Here is an 18,878-nt window from a genome sequence, read left to right on the forward strand (position 1 = left end):
GGCCGGGGTAGACGAACGCTACCCCGGCCATTTAGTTTGCATTGCACAAAACTAATAAAAACTTCGACGGGATTGGTGTGATGACGGGTAAGATCGAGACGGTCGGCATTGTCGGTGCGGGCCAGATGGGTGGCGGAATTGCACATGTTTCGGCCCTCGCCGGCTACAGCGTGCTGATCTACGACCTCTCGCCCGAGCGCATCGAAAAAGGCATCGCCACCATCAATGGCAACCTGGCCCGCCAAGTCGCGTCGGGCAAGCTCGACGAGCAGTCGCGCAAGGATGCGATGGCCCGCATCTCTGCGGCTCCAGCAATGGCCGATCTCGCCAGCGCGGACCTCGTGATCGAGGCGGCAACCGAGGACGAGACGGTCAAGCGCAAGATCTATGCGCAGCTCTGCCCGCAGTTGAACCCCGAGGCGATCCTCGCCACCAACACCTCGTCGATTTCGATCACGCGCCTTGCCGCGCAGACCGATCGTCCTGAGCGTTTCATCGGCATCCACTTCATGAACCCGGTTCCGGTCATGAAGCTGGTCGAGCTGGTGCGCGGCATCGCCACCGAAGACAAGACCTTCGAGGCCTCGAAGGAATATGTCCGCCACCTCGACAAGACGGTCACCGTCTCGGAGGATTTCCCTGCCTTCATCGTCAACCGCATCCTGCTGCCGATGATCAACGAGGCGATCTATACCCTCTATGAGGGTGTCGGCACCGTCGAAGCCATCGACACGGCGATGAAGCTCGGCGCCAACCATCCGATGGGGCCACTGCAGCTCGCCGACTTCATCGGCCTAGACACCTGCCTGTCGATCATGCAGGTGCTGCACGACGGCCTGTCGGACTCGAAGTACCGTCCCTGCCCGCTTCTGGTGAAATATGTCGAGGCCGGCTGGCTCGGCCGCAAGACCGGCCGCGGCTTCTACGACTATCGCGGCGAGCATCCGGTTCCGACGCGCTGAACCGCATTTCGGCGGACAAGAGGCTCACCATGCCGACAGCCTGAAATAGCTGCCGGCCAGCCTCCGGTATTAACCCGGCCTTTCCAGTTTGGATGACATGCAGCTGAAGGGCGTGCGCGTCCTCCTTCGGAGGACGATCGCCCGTAAGTCCTCGAATTTGGGGCTTTCCCGCGCGCTGCCGCCTGACAGCGCTCCGCGCGCAGCGGAAGCGTTGGCGGGTCATGGGCAACAAAATCCGTGTCGCGGAAATACTCGGAGCGTTGAGCCATGCGCTCGACCTGACCGAGGGCCAGCCGCCCGGCCACTGCGTGCGCTGCTGCTGGATCGGCGTGAGCATCGGGCGTGAACTCGGCCTGCCGGAAGAAGCGCTCAAGGACCTCTATTACGCGCTGCTGCTCAAGGACCTCGGCTGTTCGAGCAATGCGGCGCGCATCTGCAGCCTCTACCTGGCCGATGACCTGAACTTCAAGAAGGACTTCAAGCTGCTGAACAGCAGCCTGCCCCAGGTGCTCCGTTTCGCGCTTTCCCACACCGGCCCCAATGCCGACCTGGCCCAGCGCTTCCGCAGCATCATCAACATCCTGCAAAATGGCGGCCAGATTGCTCGCGAGCTGATCGAGACGCGCTGCCAGCGCGGCGCGCAGATCGCCCGCCAGATGCATTTTTCCGAAGCCGTGGCCGAGGCCATCCTCGATCTCGACGAGCATTGGGACGGCGGCGGCAAGCCGCTCGGACGCTCCGGCCGGGACATCGCGATGTTTGCCCGCGTGGCGCTGCTGGCGCAGGTGGTCGACGTCTTCCATGCCGCGAGCGGCCGCGCGGCGGCGCTCGCCGAAATAAGCCACCGCTCAGGGGCCTGGTTCGATCCGGCAGTTGTCGGCGCATTCCAGAAGGTCGCGGCAAGCGACGCCTTCTGGCAGACGCTTGCCCGCGACGACCTTGAAGAGGTGGTGCTGACAATGGAACCGGGGCAAGAGGCGATGCTTGCCGACGACGACTATCTCGACGACATCGCCCAGGCTTTTGCCCGCGTCATCGACGCCAAGAGCCCATACACCTCGGGCCACAGCGAGCGCGTCGCCATCTTCACCGATCTGATCGCCGAGGAAATGGGCTTCACCACAAGCCATCGTCGCTGGCTGAAGCGCGCAGCGCTGCTGCACGACATCGGCAAGCTCGGCGTCTCCAACAGCGTGCTCGACAAGAACGGCAAGCTCGACGACCTCGAATGGGTGTCGATGCGGCGGCATGCGGAAATGTCCGAGGTGATCCTGTCACGGATCGGCGCTTTTGCCGATTTGTCGAAGATCGCCGGCGCCCATCACGAAAGGCTCGATGGCAAGGGTTATCCCAGGGGTCTCGTCGCCCACCAGATCGACCTCGACACCCGCATCATCTCGACGGCCGACGTGTTCGACGCGCTGACCGCCGAACGGCCCTACCGCGCGGCAATGCCGATCTCCAAGGCCATGGCGATCCTGTGGGAGGGCGCCGGCACCTCGCACGACCCGACATGTATCAAGGCGCTCGAACGAGCACTTGCGCACGCCGAGCTGGCAGCCGCTGCCTGATGATCAGTTAACCAGACCGGAATACCAGCCAGGTGTCCGCTCGGGTGGCATGGGCGCCAGCTCGACGCGATTGCGCCCGGCATCCTTGGCCTCGTAGAGGTAGGAATCGGCTATGCGGAACAGTTCGGCAAAGCCGACCGGCCGGTCGAACACCGCCCCGCCCACGCTGACCGTCAGCGCATGGCGGCTGCCGCCCGGAAGGAACTCCGCCTCGGCCACGGCGCGCCTGATGCGCTCGGCGATGTCGACGGCATTGACCGGCGTGGCATCGGGCAAGAAGACCGCGAACTCCTCGCCGCCGAGCCTGCCCAGCATGTCTGTGGACCGCAGGCAGGGGCGGATGGCCTCGACGATCACCCGCAGCGCCTCGTCGCCCTCGGCGTGTCCGAAGCGGTCATTGACCGCCTTGAAATGATCGGCATCGACGACCAGCAGAGCCCCCATCGGCCGACCGACAAGCCTGGTCCTGTTCCTGCCCAGTGCCTCGTCGACCCGGGCCGAAAAGGCACCGCGATTGAGCACCGCCGTCAACGCATCGGTCGAGGCGACCACGGCAAGCTTATGATTGACGATGGCGAGTTCGCGCAGCTTGAGCGTCAGGTAGAAGAACAGCGGCGCGGCCAGCAGGACCGGTACGATGGTGGCTTCCAGCAAGACGAGGCGGAACACCTCGCTGCTGGCGTTGCCGAACATCAGCCAGGTGACGATGAGCGAGACGACGACGCAGCCCAGCGTTCCGAAAACCGTCCAGCCGGCGAGCTGAAGCCAGGCACGCGGCGAGAGTTTCTTCAAAGATGCCCGCAATCCAGCCACCTCCTTGATCTTGCATCGATCTTCGGTCGGGCGGCATGAACAAGAGGTTATCGCAACAGCTCAAATTGGAACGATTGCGTTATCTGCGGTGCACCGGTTGCGGTTGGCCGGTCCTGCGCCCAAGGCGCGCATCCCAAGGCCCTACACTCTCTTGCCGTCGCTGCCGAAGAAATGCAGCTTCTCGCGGCGGGCAAAGACCGGCAGCTGGTCGCCAGGCATGGCATCGGAGCGGCCGGCCACGCGCACGACGATGCGACCGCCCGGCACCTGGCAATGGAGGAAGCTTTCGGCACCGACAGGCTCGACGCCCTCGACCTTGGCCATCAGTCGCAGTGCCCCGTCGGAGGACACACCATTGGCCTCGGTGCGGACCTCGCAATCCTCCGGACGGAAGCCGAGCGTCGCTGCGTTGGTTGGCACGGCCGGCAACGTCACCGCCCCCTCGAGCTGGCCGCTGCGCAGCGGCAGGAGGTTCATCGGCGGCGCGCCGATGAAGGAAGCCACGAAGGTCGAGGCCGGCTTCTCGTAAATGTCGAGCGGCGCGCCGAGCTGCTCGACCAGACCGGCATTCATGACCACCAGCACGTCGGCCAGCGTCATCGCCTCAAGCTGATCGTGGGTGACATAGACCGAGGTGACGCCGAGATTGCGCTGCAGGTTCTTGATCTCGACGCGCATCTGGCCGCGCAGCTTGGCGTCGAGGTTGGACAACGGCTCGTCGAACAGGAAGACCTTGGGATTGCGCACGATGGCGCGACCCATGGCGACGCGCTGGCGCTGGCCGCCTGACAGTTCGCGTGGACGGCGTTCGAGCAGGTGCTCCAGCTCCAGCGTCTTGGCGGTCGCCCGCACACGCCTGTCGACTTCGTCCTTCGGCGTGCCTCGGTTGCGCAGGCCGTAGGCCATGTTGTCATAGACCTTCATATGCGGGTAGAGCGCATAGTTCTGGAAGACCATGGCAATGTCGCGCTCGGTGGGGCCGATCGCATTCACCGTCTTGCCGTCGATGGCGCAGCTGCCGGCCGAGATGGTCTCCAGGCCCGCGATCATGCGCAAAAGCGTGGACTTGCCGCAACCCGACGGGCCGACAAGCACGCACAGCGCCTTGTCTGGAATGGCGATGGACACGCCCTTCACCGCTTCGACGCCGCCGGCATAGACCTTGCGGACGTCCTTGAGATCGACGGTTGCCATTATTTCTCCGTTTCGACGAGGCCGCGGACGAACCAGCGCTGCATGAATACGACCACCAGGATGGGCGGCACGATGGCGAGCATGGAGGTGACCATCACCAGATGCCATTCGGTGTCGGCATCGGCAAACGAGATCATCTTCCTGAGCGCAATGACGATGGTGTTCATGTCGTTGCGATTGGTGACGAGAAGCGGCCAGAGATATTGCGTCCAGCCATAGATGAAGAGGATGACGAACAATGCCGCGATGTTGGTGCGCGACAGTGGCAGCAGGATATCCTTGAAGAAGCGCCACGGACCGGCGCCGTCGACGCGCGCCGCCTCGACCAGTTCGCCCGGGATGGTGAGGAAGAACTGGCGGAACAGCAGCGTAGCGGTAGCCGACGCGATCAGCGGCACGATCAGCCCGGTATAGGTGTCGATCAGGCCGAGATCGACCATCACCTTGTAGGTCGGCAGGATGCGCACCTCGACCGGCAGCATCAGTGTGATGAAGATCAGCCAGAAGAAGAACATCCGGCCGGGGAAGCGGAAGAAGACGATGGCGTAGGCCGACAGGATCGAGATGATGATCTTGCCGATGGCAATGCCGAAGGCAACGATGGTGGTGTTGATGAGCAGCGTCGCAACGCTGACCCCGCCGATGCGGCCGACACCGCCGAACAGCGCCTCCGAATAGTTCTTGAAGAACTCCGGCCCCGGCAGCAGCGGCAGTGGCGGACGCAGGATCGTCTGCAGCGAATGGGTGGAGGCAACGAAGGTGTAGTAGATCGGGAACGCGACGATCACGATGCCGAGGATCAGGATCGCGTGCGCCATGTAGACGCCGGCCATCGACTGGCCGATCATCAGCTTGTCGTGCCCGCTGGCAGGTGGAAGCGGCTTCGGCTCAGCCATAATGCACCTTCTTCTCGACATAGCGGAACTGGATGGCGGTAAGCGCGATGACGATGACCATCAGGATCACCGACTGCGCCGCCGAGTCGCCGAGGATGAGATTGACGAAGCCGTCATTGTAGACCTTGTAGACCAGAGTCTCGGTGGCCTTGCCCGGCCCGCCGCCCGTCACAGCATGAATGATGCCGAAGGTGTCGAAGAAGGCATAGACGGTGTTGACTACCAAAAGGAAGAAGGTGGTCGGTGCGAGCAACGGGAAGACGATCGTCCAGAAGCGCTTGTTCTCGCCGGCACCGTCGATGGCCGCAGCTTCGATCAGCGACTTGGGGATCGCCTGCAGGCCGGCGACGAAGAACAGGAAATTGTAGCTGATCTGCTTCCAGGACGCGGCGGCCACGACCAGCGTCATGGCCTGCGACCCGTCGAGAAGCGGGTCCCAGTGGATGCCGAGCCAGCGCAGGCCATAGGCGAGCGAGCCGATCGACGGGTTGAACAGGAACAGCCACAGCATGCCGGCAATGGCGGGCGCCACCGCATAGGGCCAGATCAGCAGCGTGCGGTAGAGGCCGCGGCTGCGCACCACCTTGTCGGCCATGACGGCGAGCAGCAGTGCGGTGGCCATGGCGACGGCCGCGGTGGCGACCGAAAAGACGATCGTGACGTGGACCGAATTGAGATAGTTCGGGTCCGACAGCACCTTCTTGAAATTGGCGAACCAGACGAATTTGGACGACAGCCCGAAGGGATCTTCCTTCAGCATCGACTGGCGCAGCGCCTGGCTGGCCGGCCAGTAGAAGAACACCAGCGTGATCGCCAGCTGCGGCGCAACCAGCAGATAAGGCAGGATGCGGTTGGGGAAGACGACGCGTGGACTCATGTGGCCGTTCCAGTGGGGAAGGATTGCGGAGACGAATGCATGGCGACACCCCTCTCTGGCCTGCCGGCCATCTCCCCTTCAAAAGTGGAGGGAGATCAGCGGCTCCTGCAGCAGTGCAGTATTTGCAGCGGATACGATTGGCGAACGGGACGATGCCGGCCGATCTCCCCTTTTGAGGGGGAGATGGCCGGCAGGCCAGAGGGGGTGAAGAGGATCACGCTCCCTGGCCCGGCTGTCAGTTGCCGATGGCTTCCTGGATCGCCTTGTTGCCGCGCGCGACAGTGTTATCGAGCGCCTGCTGAGCGGTCTGCTGTCCCGCGAGCATCTTTTCGAGCTCTTCGTTCTCGATGTCGCGGACCTGCGGCAGGTTGACGAGGCGGACGCCCTTCGAATTCTCGGTCGGGGCCTTGCCCATCATCTGCTTGATCGGGATCTCGCGGGCCGGGTTCTTGTCGTAGAAGCCAGACTTCTTGGTCTCTTCATAAGCCGCAAGCGTAACCGGCAGGTAGCCGGACACCTGGTGCAGGCGCGCCTGGATCGGCGTCTGCGACAGGAAGTTGAAGAAAGCGGCAACGCCCTTGTACTGCTCATCCGGCAGGCCGGCGAAGACCCACAGCGACGCGCCGCCAGGGATGGTGTTCTGCGGCGCACCCGCGGCGTCCGCCTCGTAGGGCAGCTGGCCCGTGCCGTAGTTCATGCCCGACTTGACGATGTCGCCGAGACCGCCAGAGGATTCGGTGAAGATGCCGCATTCGCCGGCAAGGAAGATCTGCTTGGCTTCCGATGTGCGGCCGCCATACTTGAAGGTGCCGTCCTTGGCGAGGTCGGCGAGCTCCTGGAAGTGCTTGACGAAGGCCGGCGCGTTGATCTTCAGCTCGACGTCGGTGCCGCCGATGCCGTTTTCATTGGTGCCGTAGGAGACGTTGTTCCAGGCCGCGAAATTCTCGGTGTGGATCCAGGTCAGCCAGGTCGAAGTGAAGCCGCACGGTGCTGCACCGCTCGACTTGATCTTCTTGGCGGCATCCCAGACCTCGCCCCAGGTCTTGGGCGGATTGTCGACGTCGAGGCCGGCTTTCTGGAAGATGTCCTTGTTGTAGTAGAGGATCGGCGAGGACGAGTTGTAGGGGAACGACAGCATCGTGCCGTCGGGCTTCGAGTAGTAGGAGACGATGCCCGGCAGGTACTGGCTCTTGTCGAAGGCCTGACCGCCCATCGACAGGATCTCGGCCACCGGCTTGATGGCGCCCTCGGCGCCCATCATCGTGCCCGTGCCTGCATCGAAGACCTGCATGATCGCCGGCGGCTGCTTGGCGCGGAAGGCGGCGATGCCGGCATTCAGCGTTTCCGGATAGGTGCCCTTGAACACCGGAACGATCTTGTACTCGCTCTGGCTCTTGTTGAATTCGTCGGACAGCTGGTTGACGACCTCGTTGTTCGCGCCGGTCATGGCGTGCCACCAGGAAATCTCGGTGACGGCGAATGCGGAGGTGCTGGACAACAGCGTCATTGTCGCGGCTACACCCGCCGCGAAGCCTAGGGTCTTCATGTCTCGCTCCCGTTCTGGTTGGCGAAAGGTTTAGTTTCGCAGGGAGCAGTATTGTCGGATTATGACAGCCCGACAACAGTTTTGTAGCAAAGGTATGAACGGCGGGTTCGGCGCGCTTCGCTTTCGGCTGGCCTGCAACCGGCCGACTGGCTTTCGATTTTCATAAAAGCGAAAGCAAAACGTCATATTCAAGCAAGCTTAAGGCAACGCCAGAGCCAGCTAACAACCACGCTGCGGGATGGCCTGCCGCGTGCGAAAACCGTTTCGCGCGGCGACGGCGCGAACCAGAATCGAACCGTCGATGCAACCGATGATTGCCAGCTTCTCTGGGGATAATTTTGCTCTGGCGCCGGCTTATTTTGCCAGCGCCGCCTCGATCAGCTTCTTCGCGTCGGGGCTCGCCCATTCGGCGGGGCCGTTCATGTTGGCGAGAAGGCAGCCTTCGCCGTCGACCAAAAGTGTCACCGGCAGGCCGAGCGCCAGCCCCTTTTTCTTGAGATCGTTGAACAGCGTCAGCGTGTTTTCGCGGTAGTAGCCGAGCGAGGCGACGCCGGTCTCTTCGAGGAACTTCTTCGGCTTGGTGTCGTCGCCGGTGTCGACATTGACCGCCACAACCTCGAACTCGTCACCGCCCATTTCGCGCTCCAGCGCATCGAGCGCCGGCATCTCGGCGCGGCAGGGCGCACACCAGGTAGCCCAGAGATTGATGAGCAGCGTGCGGCCCGAATGATCGGCCACCGTCATCGGCTTGCCGTCGGGGCCGTTGAAGGCGAGCGACTTGAGCGAGCGCGGCGGATCGGCCGGCATCATCGCCGCGACATGCCCGGTGGCTGCAGCCCCCACCGCCTTGGCCGCATCCGCCTTGGCGGCGCACTGCTTGTCGGCGGCGGTCAGTTCGGCGCTGGTGTCGGCCGCGACAGGCACCGGCTGCGGATTGTTGCCAGAATGGCGGCTCGTGACATATACCGCAACCGCGCCGGCGATTACGCCTGCAACGGCGGCTAGAGCAATATGGCGTGGCGCGGGAAACATCTTTCTGCGATCCGACATCTATTCAGTTTTTCTCCGGAGCCCGGTTATCACGATGAGCGACAAGAAGGCCAGCAACCAGATGTGGGGCGGACGTTTTGCCTCGGGCCCGGCCGCGATCATGGAGGCGATCAACGCCTCGATCGGCTTCGACAAGAAGCTTTATGCCCAGGACATCCGAGGCTCCGTCGCCCATTCCGAGATGTTGGCGGAAACGGGCATTATTTCAGCCGAGGATCAACAGAAAATCGCTCACGGGCTGAACACGATCCTGCGAGAAATCGAGGACGGCAAGTTCACCTTCTCGACCCGGCTCGAAGACATTCACATGAATGTCGAGGCGCGCCTCGCCGAACTGATCGGCCCGTCGGCCGGCCGCCTGCACACCGCGCGCTCGCGCAACGACCAGGTGGCGGTCGACTTCCGCCTCTGGGTCAAGGATGAGTTCCATCGCGTCGCCGAAGCGCTGAAGGGCCTGATCGCCGCCTTCCTCGAACGCGCCGAGCAGCATGCCTCGACCGTCATGCCCGGCTTCACCCATCTCCAGACGGCGCAGCCGGTGACCTTCGGCCACCATTGCATGGCCTATGTCGAGATGTTCGCCCGCGATTTGAGCCGCGTCCGCGATGCCATCGAGCGCATGAACGAAAGCCCGCTGGGCGCGGCAGCGCTTGCCGGCACCGGCTTCCCCATCGATCGCTTCCAGACGGCGAAGGCGCTCGGCTTCCGTGAGCCGACCCGCAACTCGCTCGACAGCGTGTCGGACCGCGACTACGCACTCGAGTTCCTGTCGATTGCCGCCATCTGCGCCACACACATGTCGCGTCTCGCCGAAGAGATCGTCATCTGGTCGACGCCGCAGTTCGGCTTCGTGCGCCTGTCGGACAGTTTCTCCACCGGCTCGTCGATCATGCCGCAGAAGAAGAACCCCGATGCGGCCGAACTGGTGCGTGCCAAGACCGGCCGCGTCAACGGCCACCTGATCGGCCTTCTGACCGTCATGAAGGGTCTGCCGCTGACCTATTCCAAGGACATGCAGGAAGACAAGGAAGCCGTGTTCGACGCCGCCGAGACGCTCGACCTGATGCTTGCCGCCATGACCGGCATGGTCGGCGACATGACCATCAACGACCAGGCGATGAAGAAGGCTGCGGGCTCGGGCTACTCCACCGCCACCGACCTTGCCGACTGGCTGGTGCGCGAGATCGGCATGCCGTTCCGCGAGGCGCACCACGTCACCGGAAGGGCCGTGGCCCTTGCCGAAAGCAAGAAGGTCGGGTTGGAAAAGCTCACGCTCGACGACCTCAAATCGATCCATGACGGCATCACCCAGGACATCTTCTCGGTGCTGTCGGTACAGAACTCGGTGAAGAGCCGCACCTCGTTCGGCGGTACCGCCCCTGCCGAGGTCAAGAAACAGGTCCGCTACTGGAAGAAGCGCCTTACGAAAGCGTGATCGAGCCGGGGTGCAAAGCCCGAGAATCTCCGCTACAAGCAGCGGGAAAATTTTCGCGGATGGATGGGTCATGACCGCTGGCAGGATTTTGGTGACGCTCGGGCTGATTGCTGCGGTCGGTGTGGTTTCGGCCTGCGGCCGCAAGGGTGCGCTCGACACGCCTTACGATGCGGCCGTGCAGGCGCAGAAGGATGCGAAGAAGGCTGGCCAGCCCGTCGGCGAAGCGCCGAAGAAACCGGTGGCGGACAAGCCTTTCATCCTCGATCCGCTGCTCTGAGCGGCACTTCTTCTTTCGAAAGCCTATTGCCGTGAACCACTTCGAATACCGCGACGGCGTCCTCCATGCCGAAGACGTGGCCCTGACCGATATTGCCGCAGCCGTCGGCACGCCTTTCTACTGCTACTCGACCGCGACGCTGACGCGACACTTCCAGGTGTTTTCCAAGGCATTCGCCGACCTCGACGCGCTGGTCTGCTACGCACTCAAGGCCAATTCGAACCAGGCGGTGCTGAAGACGCTGGCAAAACTCGGCGCCGGCGCCGACACCGTCTCCGAAGGCGAGATGCGGCGGGCGCTGGCCGCAGGCATCCCGGCTGAGAAGATCGTGTTTTCGGGCGTCGGCAAGACGGCACGCGAGATGGACTTCGCGCTGCAGGCCGGCATCCTGTGCTTCAACGTCGAATCCGAGCCGGAGCTGGAACTGCTGTCGGCCCGTGCGGTGGCCAACGGCAAGACGGCACCGGTATCGCTGCGTATCAACCCCGACGTCGACGCCAAGACGCATAAGAAGATCTCGACCGGCCTCGCTGAAAACAAGTTCGGCATTCCACGCCAGCGCGCCCGCGAGGTCTATGCCCGCGCCGCCGCCCTGCCCGGTCTCAAGGTGACCGGCATCGACATGCATATCGGCAGCCAGATCACCGAGCTGCAGCCTTTCGACGACGCGTTCGCGCTTCTGGTCGAGCTGGTGGCGACGCTGAAGGCCGACGGCCACGACATCGACCACGTCGATCTCGGCGGCGGTCTCGGTATTCCCTACAAGACCGACAACAACCCGCCGCCTCTGCCAGATGCCTACGCCGCGATCGTCCACAAGCATGTCGGCAAGCTCGGCCTCAAGGTGATGTTCGAGCCGGGCCGCCTGATCGTCGGCAATGCCGGCATCCTGGTCTCGGAAGTGATCTTCGTGAAGGAAGGCGACGCCAAGAACTTCCTGATCGTCGATGCGGCGATGAACGACCTGATCAGGCCGACACTCTACGACGCCTATCACGAGATCCGCCCAGTGGTGCAGGCGAGCGCCGATGACGCCCGCATGATGGTCGACATTGTGGGACCCGTCTGCGAAACCGGCGACTATCTCGGCCTTGACCGCGACCTGCCCAGACTGAAGTCGGGCGACCTGATCGCGGTCAGCACCGCCGGCGCCTATGGCGCTGTCCAGGCAGGCACCTACAACACGCGGCCGCTGATCCCCGAAGTGCTGGTTGACGGCGACCGTTTCCATGTCGTGCGCAAGCGCCAGACCTATGAGGAACTGATCGGGCTGGACTCGCTGCCCGGCTGGCTCTGAGGACCGGGCGCTCGCCAGGCTTGTTGATCGAGCTCTTCAACAGGCTCAGGACGAGGATCGTCTGGCTGGCGGCGCCTCATGTCGAGCGAAGTCGATCTGGAATTTCGACAAGACAGCCATGGCACCGGCAGTCCGAAAACGTCCAATAAGGCAACGTCGGCGCCAACAATCCTCACTCTGAGCTTGTCGAAGAATGCACAACCGGCAAACCGAACGATCGGCGCAGCCAAAGTAATCTTCGCGACAGTTCCTTTCACGATTGCGTTGGTCGCCTCGCCTTCGCCGCGATTGATGGTATTCTGCATGAAGGCAAGGCGGCGGCATCCCGCGCCGCCCAAGCGGATGGGCTGATGACGGAACGGGACAGATCGGCGCTGCACAGGAACATCAACGCCAGCCTCGGCAGGACACGTCTTGCCGTCGCCACGGTAATGGTGGTTGAGCGCGGCTGGCCGCTGCTGCTGCCGATCCTCATTGTCGCCGGACTTTTCCTGAGCCTGTCCTGGCTCGGCATCTTCCGCCTGCTGCCCGACATGGCGCGGCTGGCGACGGCCGCTGCCTTTGGCATCGCCGGTCTGGCCGCGCTCTATCCGCTGCGCTTCTTCCGCTTGCCGACATGGCCCGAGATCGACAACCGCGTCGAGCAGGCCAACGATCTCGAACACACGCCCGTGCAGGTGCAGACAGATCGCCCCTCGGGCCGGCCTGACAACTTTGCCGACGCGCTTTGGCGAGAGCACCAGAAGCGCATGGCCGAAAGCCTGGGCAGGCTTGGCGGCGACCTGCCGCGGACACAGCTGCCCGAGCGCGACCCGTGGGCGTTGCGTGCCGCTGTGGCGTTGCTGTTCGTCTGCGCCTATGGCCTGTCCTTCGGGCCGCATGGCGGCAGGATCGGCGACGCCTTCCGCGCCCATGCGGCCAGGGACGCCATCCCGCCGCGCATCGACGCCTGGGTGGCGCCGCCGGCGTATACCGGCAAGCCGCCGATCTTCCTAACCGCCAACGCCGGCAAGGATGCGCCCGCCATCAGCGTGCCCCAGGGCAGCGAACTGTCGCTGCGCGTGACAGGCGGCCCCGGCGACGAGACGCTGAGCTTCACCGATACCGAAGGAACGATCCGAGATGTGGCGCCCAAGGCCAATGCCGCCGAGGCAACGCCGGCCGCGTCCAGCCCGGTCGCGGTCGTCCGCCATTTCTCCGACAAACTCGCCACCGAAGGACGTCTGACGCTGAAATCGGGCGACGCCGAGCTCGACAGCTGGGCCTTCACTGTTATCCCCGACAATCCGCCGACCATCCGTTTCGTCGGCGAGCCCAAGCGCGCCGTCAACGGCACGCTGGAACTCAGCTATGACATTGAGGACGACTATGGCGCGGCGTCCGCCAAGGCCGAGTTTGCCCTCGCCGACCAGCAGCCGGCGGGCGCGCGGCCGCTTTATGGCGCCCCTGAAATGCAGCTCGCCCTGCCCCGGCGCGGCGCTGCCAAAAAGCCTGTGAAGGCCAGCCGCGACCTGACCGAGCATGTCTGGTCGGGCGCGCTGGTGAAGCTGACCCTCGAAGCCGTCGACGACGCCGGCCAGAAGGCGAAAAGCGAAACCAAGACCTTCCTGATGCCGGAGCGCCCGTTCTCCAATCCGCTGGCGCGTGCCGTGATCGAGCAGCGTCGGCTGCTGGCGCTCGACGCCAACGCCAAGCCGCGCGTGCTGGAGTTGATGGACGCAATCACCCTGCGGCCCGAGGACACGATTGCCAACGTCTCGCACTATCTGGCGCTGATGAGCGCTCGCACCCGGCTCAAGATGGCCGGTTCCGACGATCAGTTGCGCGAGGTCGTCTCCTATCTCTGGCAGGTGGCGCTTGGCATCGAGGACGGTGATCTTTCGGCTGCCGAAAAGCAGCTGCGCCAAGCTCAGCAGGCATTGCAGGACGCGCTCGACCGTGGCGCCAGCGACGAGGAAATCGACAAGCTGATGGCCGAATTGCGCCAGGCGATGAACAATTTCCTGCGCGAATTCGCCGAGAAGGCCCAGAAGAACCAGACAGCCCAGGGCCCCACCCCGGGCCAGGAACTGCGCCAGGGCGATCTGCAGCGCATGCTCGACCAGATCGAGAACCTGGCCAAGTCGGGCAACCGCGACCAGGCCAAGGAGCTTTTGTCGCAGCTGCAGGACATGATGAACAACCTGCAGGCCGGCCGGCAGCAGCGCGGCCAGCAGGGCCAGCAGAACTCCGAGATGCGCCAGCAGATGGACAAGCTCGGCCAGCTCATGCGCCGCCAGCAGGAGATGATGAACGAGACCTTCCGCATGGATCAGATGCAGCGCGGCCCGCAGCAGGGCCAGGAAGATCCGTTCGGCGATCAGCAAGGCCAGGACCAGCAGCCCGGCCAGAAAGGCAAGCCCGGCCAGGGTGATGACGGCAAGCCGATGACTCCGCAGGAATTCGCCGATGCGCTCAAGCAGCTGCAGGAAGGCCAGAGCCAGCTGGAGAAAGATCTCGAAGCGCTGATGAAGGGGCTGGAAGGCCTTGGCATCAAGCCAGGCGAAGGCTTCGGCGAGGCCGGCAAGTCGATGAAGCAGGCCGAAAACTCGCTCGGCAAGGGCGAAGGCGACCGCGCCGTCGGCCATCAGGGCCGGGCGCTCGAAGCCTTGCGCCAGGGCGCACAGGACATGATGCAGCAGCTGCAGGCCATGCAGGGCGACGAGGGCGGCAGCCAGCAAGGCGGCCGCCAGCAGAATGCCGGCCGCGACCCACTCGGCCGGCCGCAGGCGACCAGCGGACCCGACACCGGCGACTCGACGCCGCTACCCGACGAGATCGACGTGCAGCGCGCACGCCAGATTCTCGAGGCGATCCGCAAGCGGCTCGGCAATGCGCTGAGCCCCGAACTGGAGCGTAGCTATCTCGAGCGGCTTCTGGAGATGAAGTAGCGGCGGCAGGAGCTGGCAGCGTCCGTGCTTCGCTCGCTTCTTCCGTCCCCCACTGGCCTGCCCGGCCACCTCTCCCGCATGGGGCGGGAGATCATGCCTTCATCGGCGCTGCAGCCAGTTGCTAACAAGGCTCATCCTCACGTCGTTGCAGTGGCCCATGACGAGACTAATCTCTCCCCTTGCCGGGGGAGAGGCGGTCCGCACAGCGGATCGCGAAGCTGAAAGTCCAAGCGGCTCTGCGCTCAGACCGCGCCGGGCATGCCTGCCTCTTGCGCCATGGCAAAATCCTTCTGGCTGGCACGCTGGAAGGCCGGCCGGGCCAAAAGCCTTTCGACATATTCCAGGAACACCGGCTTTTCAGGCAGCGTCTTCAGCACGCGAATGCCGTAATTGATGCCACCGCCGATCTGCGTGTCGGCAGCGGTGAAGCGGTCGCCGGCGATATAGGGCCGGGACGACAGCGTCTTTTCGAGATTGGCGATCATCTCGCTGAACGAACCATAGGAGTAACCGCCGCCCATGAATTCGTGACCATGAGCCTTGGCCGCCAGGACAGGGTCGAACACCGCGTCGGCGTAGACCAGCCAGGTGAGATAGGGCGCGCGCATCTTGTCGCCGATCGCAGGTGCGAGGCCCGCGTCAGGGAAAGCATCGCATAGATAGGTGCAAATCGCGGCGCGCTCGGTGACCACGACGTCGTCATGAACGATGGCCGGCACCTTCTTGTTCGGTTGGATGGCGCGATAATCCTCCGGCACCCCGCCAGGCGCCCGAATATCGATCCTCTCGACCTGGTAGGGCACGCCGAGTTCTTCGAGCAGCCAAAGCATGTTGGACGAACGCGACCAGGGTGCGTGGTAGAAAGTGAGCATGAAGCCCTCCTCGTGGGTAAGAAGGGCATACTAGCACGCGGCTCCTGACATCATTTTGTCAGGATCAACGGCGGAGGATTCCATTGGGCCAGGAATCAGTGTCGCTGATGGAAAGCCTCGCGTATGGCATCGGCCATCACATCCACCGCCTCGCTGTTGGCGCGCGGATTGCGATGCATCACCACCCTGGCATTGTCGATCTGGCCGAAGCCGTCGACCTCGGTCAGTTCGCGACAATCTGATGTGATGCTGCTGCGCGACATGGGCGCCACCGCAAGCCCGGCGGTGACTGCGAGCGCCAGCCCGTTGGTGGTGTCGCTGGTGTAGGCGAAGCGGTAGTCGATGCCGCGTCGCTCGAGCGAGGCCAGCACATATTCCCGCGACCATCCCTGCCGGCTGTAGACAGCGATCGGCAGCGGCCGTTCGAGATGGATGTAATGGTGATGGGACGTCACCCACACGGTGGGATCGTGCATCAGCACCTCCGCACCCGAGGGGTCCTGCCATTCGAAAACCACAGCCAAATCAAGCTCTCCTGCAGAAAGTGCAGCGAGCTGCAGGGCCGAATAGCCGAACCGGACCGTGACCTCGACCTGGGCATGCCGCTTGGCAAAGGCCCCCAGTGCGCGCGACAGAACCGGCTGGCCATACTCCTCGGGAATGCCGATCCTGACCGGTCCACCGAGCGGCACGGCACGCATCGATAGCGCCGTCTCGTCGAGCAGCGAGACGATGCGGCGGGCATTGCCGACCAGGTCCATGCCCCTGGGTGTGAGCCTGACACCGCGCGCGCCGCGCTCGAACAGCACCTCGCCGACCATCTCCTCGAGCCGCTTGATCTGCATGCTGATTGCCGACTGGGTGCGCCCGACGGCTTCCGCCGCGCGGGTGAAATTGCCGGTCTCGGCCACCGCAAGGAAGGTGCGCAGAAGGTCGCTGTCGAGACGAACTGTCATGCCCCCGCACCCATCAGCCATCAGAATTTCGAATGACTGCCATCATCCCAATTCGTTTGCATCGTGTCAAACGGAGGCGGATAGTCGGATCACCCATTGGAAGGTGGCCGTCAGATGCGGCTACGGACTGGTAAGTACCGTCCTCACTTTCAACCCGCCGCGACTTTCACGGCGGGTTTTTTCTTGGGTGCGCGTACCGGCCTGATGGAGGCGGAGGCCGGTGGCACGCGACAGCGAATTCCGGCCGGCCGTTTCATTAGGCTCCACAGAACATGCAGAACAGAACGCTCGTCGGCATCCTCTGCCTCTGTCTCGGCGTGCTGGTGTTTTCGATCCAGGATGCCCTGATCAAAGCTGTCGCCGGCACCTATCCGGTCGGCGAGGCGCTGTTCATCCGCGCCATCGTGGCGCTGCCGATCCTGCTGGTGATCGTCCATCGCGATGTCGGCCTTGCAGCCCTTGCCTCGCCCAACTGGCGCTTCCTCGCGACGCGCTCGACAATCCTGTTCGTGTCCTATCTGGCCTACTACCTGGCGATCCCTGCCCTGCCGATCGCCGCAGCCGCTGCACTGTTCTTCATGGCGCCGCTGCTGATCATGACCATGGCCGGTCCCTATCTCGGCGAGCGCGTGCCGTGGCAAAGCCTGGCGGCCGGCGCCGTCGGCCTCGTCGGCGTCATAGTCATGGTCAATCCCGGCGCCGGCATCTTCGAGTGGGCAGCGCTGCTGTCGCTGGCTTCGGCCTGGCTCTACAGCTTCTCGCAGCTGATGGCGCGCAAGATCGGCGTGGTCGAAAGCGCCACAACCATGGCCTTCTACCAGAATGCCGCCTACCTGATCGGCGGCGTTGCGATCAGCGCGATTTTCGCCGTCACCGGCCTCCAGGGCAACGGCCACCCGAGCCTCGATTTCCTGATGCGGCCATGGCTGTGGCCGACCCTGCGCGACCTCATGATGATGGGCGCCTGCGGGGTCATCGCCGCCGTCGGCATGGTGCTGCTCGGGCAGGCCTATCGGCTGGCCCCAGCCAACAAGGCCGCGACCTTCGAATACAGCGGGTTGCTGTGGGCGCCGCTGTGGGGCTTCCTGTTCTTTGCCGAGATTCCCGGCACGGGCACGCTTGTCGGCGCGCTGCTGATCGTCGGCGCCGGCATCTTTGCGCTCAATGTCGGCGGAAAGGCGTCTCAGGCAGCGCCGGCGAACGCCACCGACTGATTCGTGCGCGTGAGCGCCAGCGAGACACGGTCGCGGATATCGGCGAGCGTGAATGGCTTCTGCACGACGTCGATGATGATGGCGTCGAGTTCCTCTGCCCGCTCGCGCTGGTCGGCATAGCCGGTCATCAGCAGGATCGGCAGGCCGGGGAATGCGTTGGCCGCGGCCTGCGCCATCTCGATGCCGTCCATCTCCGGCATGCGGATGTCGGAGACGACAAGATCGAAAGCGCCCTGTTCGGCATGGATGCATTCGAGCCCCTGCGCACCGTCGCAGGCGACATCGACTGTGTGGCCGGCGCGCTCAAGCGCGCGGGCTGCAAGGGTGCGAACGGACTCATCGTCCTCAACGATCAAAAGCTTTGCCATGGCGGCGATATTTGCCGCGACAGGTTGACGATTTCTGAAGGCCGGGCGTTTTTTGTCTGCAGACTCTGGATCAGTCCTCGCCCTTGACGACGCCGACGAAGGGCAATTCGCGGAAGGCGTGCGCGACATCCATGCCGTAACCGACGACAAAATAGTCGGGGCAATCGAAGCCGACATAATCGGCGTCGAGGTCGGTCTTGCGGCGCATGCGCTTGTCCAGCAGCACGGCGATCGAGCAGCTCTTGGCGCCGCGCGACATCATCAGCTCGCGGGCGAACTTCAGCGTCTTGCCCGATTCGAGGATGTCGTCGATGAGCAGCACGTCGCGACCGGCGACCTCGTTGTCGATGTCGCGCAGCACGCGGACTTCGCCGCTGGTGGTGCCGGCGCCGTAGCTGGAGATGAAGATGAACTCGACCTCGGGTGACAGGCCGACGTCGTGCATGGCGCGGATCAGGTCGGCGGCGAAGATGAACGAGCCCTTGAGCACCGAGATAACGAGCAGGTCGGTGTAGTCGTGCGCCGCAATGTCCTTGGCCAGCTCCAGATTGCGCCGTGCAATCGCCGAGGCGGAGAACAGCACTTCGATTTCCTTGTCGCGCACAACCGGCATGACGTCA

At 63.8% G+C, this 18,878-nt stretch carries 18 protein-coding genes; 8 read left to right on the plus strand and 10 right to left on the minus strand.

Going from position 1 to position 18,878, the window contains the following annotated elements:
* Positions 1-80: 80 nt before the first annotated feature.
* On the plus strand, positions 81-962 hold the full coding sequence (locus B015_RS0120845; RefSeq protein WP_018429670.1) for a 3-hydroxybutyryl-CoA dehydrogenase: 882 nt from the start codon (positions 81-83) through the stop codon (positions 960-962).
* 221 nt (positions 963-1,183) lie between these two features.
* Positions 1,184-2,533: an HD domain-containing protein gene (locus B015_RS0120850; protein WP_018429671.1), complete on the plus strand. Its 1,350-nt coding sequence runs from the start codon at positions 1,184-1,186 to the stop codon at positions 2,531-2,533.
* A gap of 3 nt (positions 2,534-2,536) precedes the next feature.
* On the opposite strand, the gene B015_RS31320 is transcribed toward B015_RS0120850, so the two are convergent.
* The 6 genes from B015_RS31320 to B015_RS0120880 all read right to left on the minus strand — a co-directional run bounded on the left by B015_RS31320 (position 2,537) and on the right by B015_RS0120880 (position 8,909).
* Positions 2,537-3,337 carry a GGDEF domain-containing protein gene (locus B015_RS31320; protein WP_157632795.1) on the minus strand — a complete coding sequence of 267 codons (801 nt, stop codon included), beginning with the start codon at positions 3,335-3,337 and terminating at the stop codon, positions 2,537-2,539.
* 150 nt (positions 3,338-3,487) lie between these two features.
* Positions 3,488-4,540, minus strand: coding sequence for a sn-glycerol-3-phosphate ABC transporter ATP-binding protein UgpC (gene ugpC, locus B015_RS0120860; protein WP_018429673.1), 1,053 nt, complete (start codon positions 4,538-4,540; stop codon positions 3,488-3,490).
* A complete protein-coding gene (gene ugpE, locus B015_RS0120865; protein ID WP_026227552.1) occupies positions 4,540-5,388 on the minus strand; it encodes a sn-glycerol-3-phosphate ABC transporter permease UgpE in 849 nt (282 codons plus the stop codon). The genes ugpC and ugpE overlap by 1 nt, the downstream gene beginning before the upstream one ends.
* A 40-nt stretch (positions 5,389-5,428) precedes the next feature.
* Positions 5,429-6,313 carry a sn-glycerol-3-phosphate ABC transporter permease UgpA gene (gene ugpA / locus B015_RS0120870; protein ID WP_018429675.1) on the minus strand — a complete coding sequence of 295 codons (885 nt, stop codon included), beginning with the start codon at positions 6,311-6,313 and terminating at the stop codon, positions 5,429-5,431.
* A gap of 235 nt (positions 6,314-6,548) precedes the next feature.
* A complete protein-coding gene (gene ugpB / locus B015_RS0120875) occupies positions 6,549-7,859 on the minus strand; it encodes a sn-glycerol-3-phosphate ABC transporter substrate-binding protein UgpB (RefSeq protein WP_026227553.1) in 1,311 nt (436 codons plus the stop codon).
* 354 nt (positions 7,860-8,213) lie between these two features.
* Positions 8,214-8,909, minus strand: coding sequence for a TlpA disulfide reductase family protein (locus B015_RS0120880; protein WP_018429677.1), 696 nt, complete (start codon positions 8,907-8,909; stop codon positions 8,214-8,216).
* Between the two features lie 34 nt (positions 8,910-8,943).
* Here B015_RS0120880 and argH point away from each other — a divergent pair, with 34 nt between their 5' ends.
* The 5 genes from argH to B015_RS0120900 all read left to right on the plus strand — a co-directional run bounded on the left by argH (position 8,944) and on the right by B015_RS0120900 (position 14,848).
* Positions 8,944-10,344, plus strand: a complete 1,401-nt coding sequence (gene argH, locus B015_RS0120885; protein WP_018429678.1) for an argininosuccinate lyase — start codon at positions 8,944-8,946, stop codon at positions 10,342-10,344.
* 70 nt (positions 10,345-10,414) lie between these two features.
* Positions 10,415-10,621 (plus strand): lipoprotein, encoded by a 207-nt coding sequence (locus B015_RS0120890; RefSeq protein ID WP_018429679.1) that lies wholly within the window; start codon positions 10,415-10,417, stop codon positions 10,619-10,621.
* Between the two features lie 31 nt (positions 10,622-10,652).
* Positions 10,653-11,918, plus strand: a complete 1,266-nt coding sequence (gene lysA / locus B015_RS0120895; protein ID WP_018429680.1) for a diaminopimelate decarboxylase — start codon at positions 10,653-10,655, stop codon at positions 11,916-11,918.
* A 78-nt stretch (positions 11,919-11,996) separates the two neighbouring features.
* Entirely contained in the window at positions 11,997-12,269 is a 273-nt protein-coding gene (locus tag B015_RS33380) for a hypothetical protein (protein WP_157632796.1), read from the plus strand.
* Positions 12,269-14,848 (plus strand): TIGR02302 family protein, encoded by a 2,580-nt coding sequence (locus B015_RS0120900; protein ID WP_018429681.1) that lies wholly within the window; start codon positions 12,269-12,271, stop codon positions 14,846-14,848. The genes B015_RS33380 and B015_RS0120900 overlap by 1 nt, the downstream gene beginning before the upstream one ends.
* A 242-nt stretch (positions 14,849-15,090) precedes the next feature.
* On the opposite strand, the gene B015_RS0120905 is transcribed toward B015_RS0120900, so the two are convergent.
* Both B015_RS0120905 and B015_RS0120910 read right to left on the minus strand, forming a co-directional pair.
* Positions 15,091-15,720: a glutathione S-transferase family protein gene (locus B015_RS0120905; RefSeq protein WP_018429682.1), complete on the minus strand. Its 630-nt coding sequence runs from the start codon at positions 15,718-15,720 to the stop codon at positions 15,091-15,093.
* 95 nt (positions 15,721-15,815) lie between these two features.
* On the minus strand, positions 15,816-16,676 hold the full coding sequence (locus tag B015_RS0120910; RefSeq protein ID WP_018429683.1) for a LysR substrate-binding domain-containing protein: 861 nt from the start codon (positions 16,674-16,676) through the stop codon (positions 15,816-15,818).
* Positions 16,677-16,948: 272 nt separating this feature from the next.
* Between B015_RS0120910 and B015_RS0120915 the strand changes: the two genes are divergently transcribed.
* Positions 16,949-17,890, plus strand: a complete 942-nt coding sequence (locus B015_RS0120915; protein ID WP_018429684.1) for a DMT family transporter — start codon at positions 16,949-16,951, stop codon at positions 17,888-17,890.
* Here B015_RS0120915 and B015_RS0120920 read toward each other — a convergent pair.
* Both B015_RS0120920 and hpt read right to left on the minus strand, forming a co-directional pair.
* Entirely contained in the window at positions 17,860-18,258 is a 399-nt protein-coding gene (locus B015_RS0120920) for a response regulator (protein WP_018429685.1), read from the minus strand. The two genes, B015_RS0120915 and B015_RS0120920, sit on opposite strands and share 31 nt — an antisense overlap.
* Positions 18,259-18,328: 70 nt before the next feature.
* On the minus strand, positions 18,329-18,871 hold the full coding sequence (hpt, locus tag B015_RS0120925; RefSeq protein ID WP_018429686.1) for a hypoxanthine phosphoribosyltransferase: 543 nt from the start codon (positions 18,869-18,871) through the stop codon (positions 18,329-18,331).
* Positions 18,872-18,878 lie beyond the last annotated feature (7 nt).

This window comes from Hoeflea sp. 108 (assembly GCF_000372965.1).
In the GTDB taxonomy this organism is placed as follows: Bacteria; Pseudomonadota; Alphaproteobacteria; order Rhizobiales; family Rhizobiaceae; genus Aminobacter.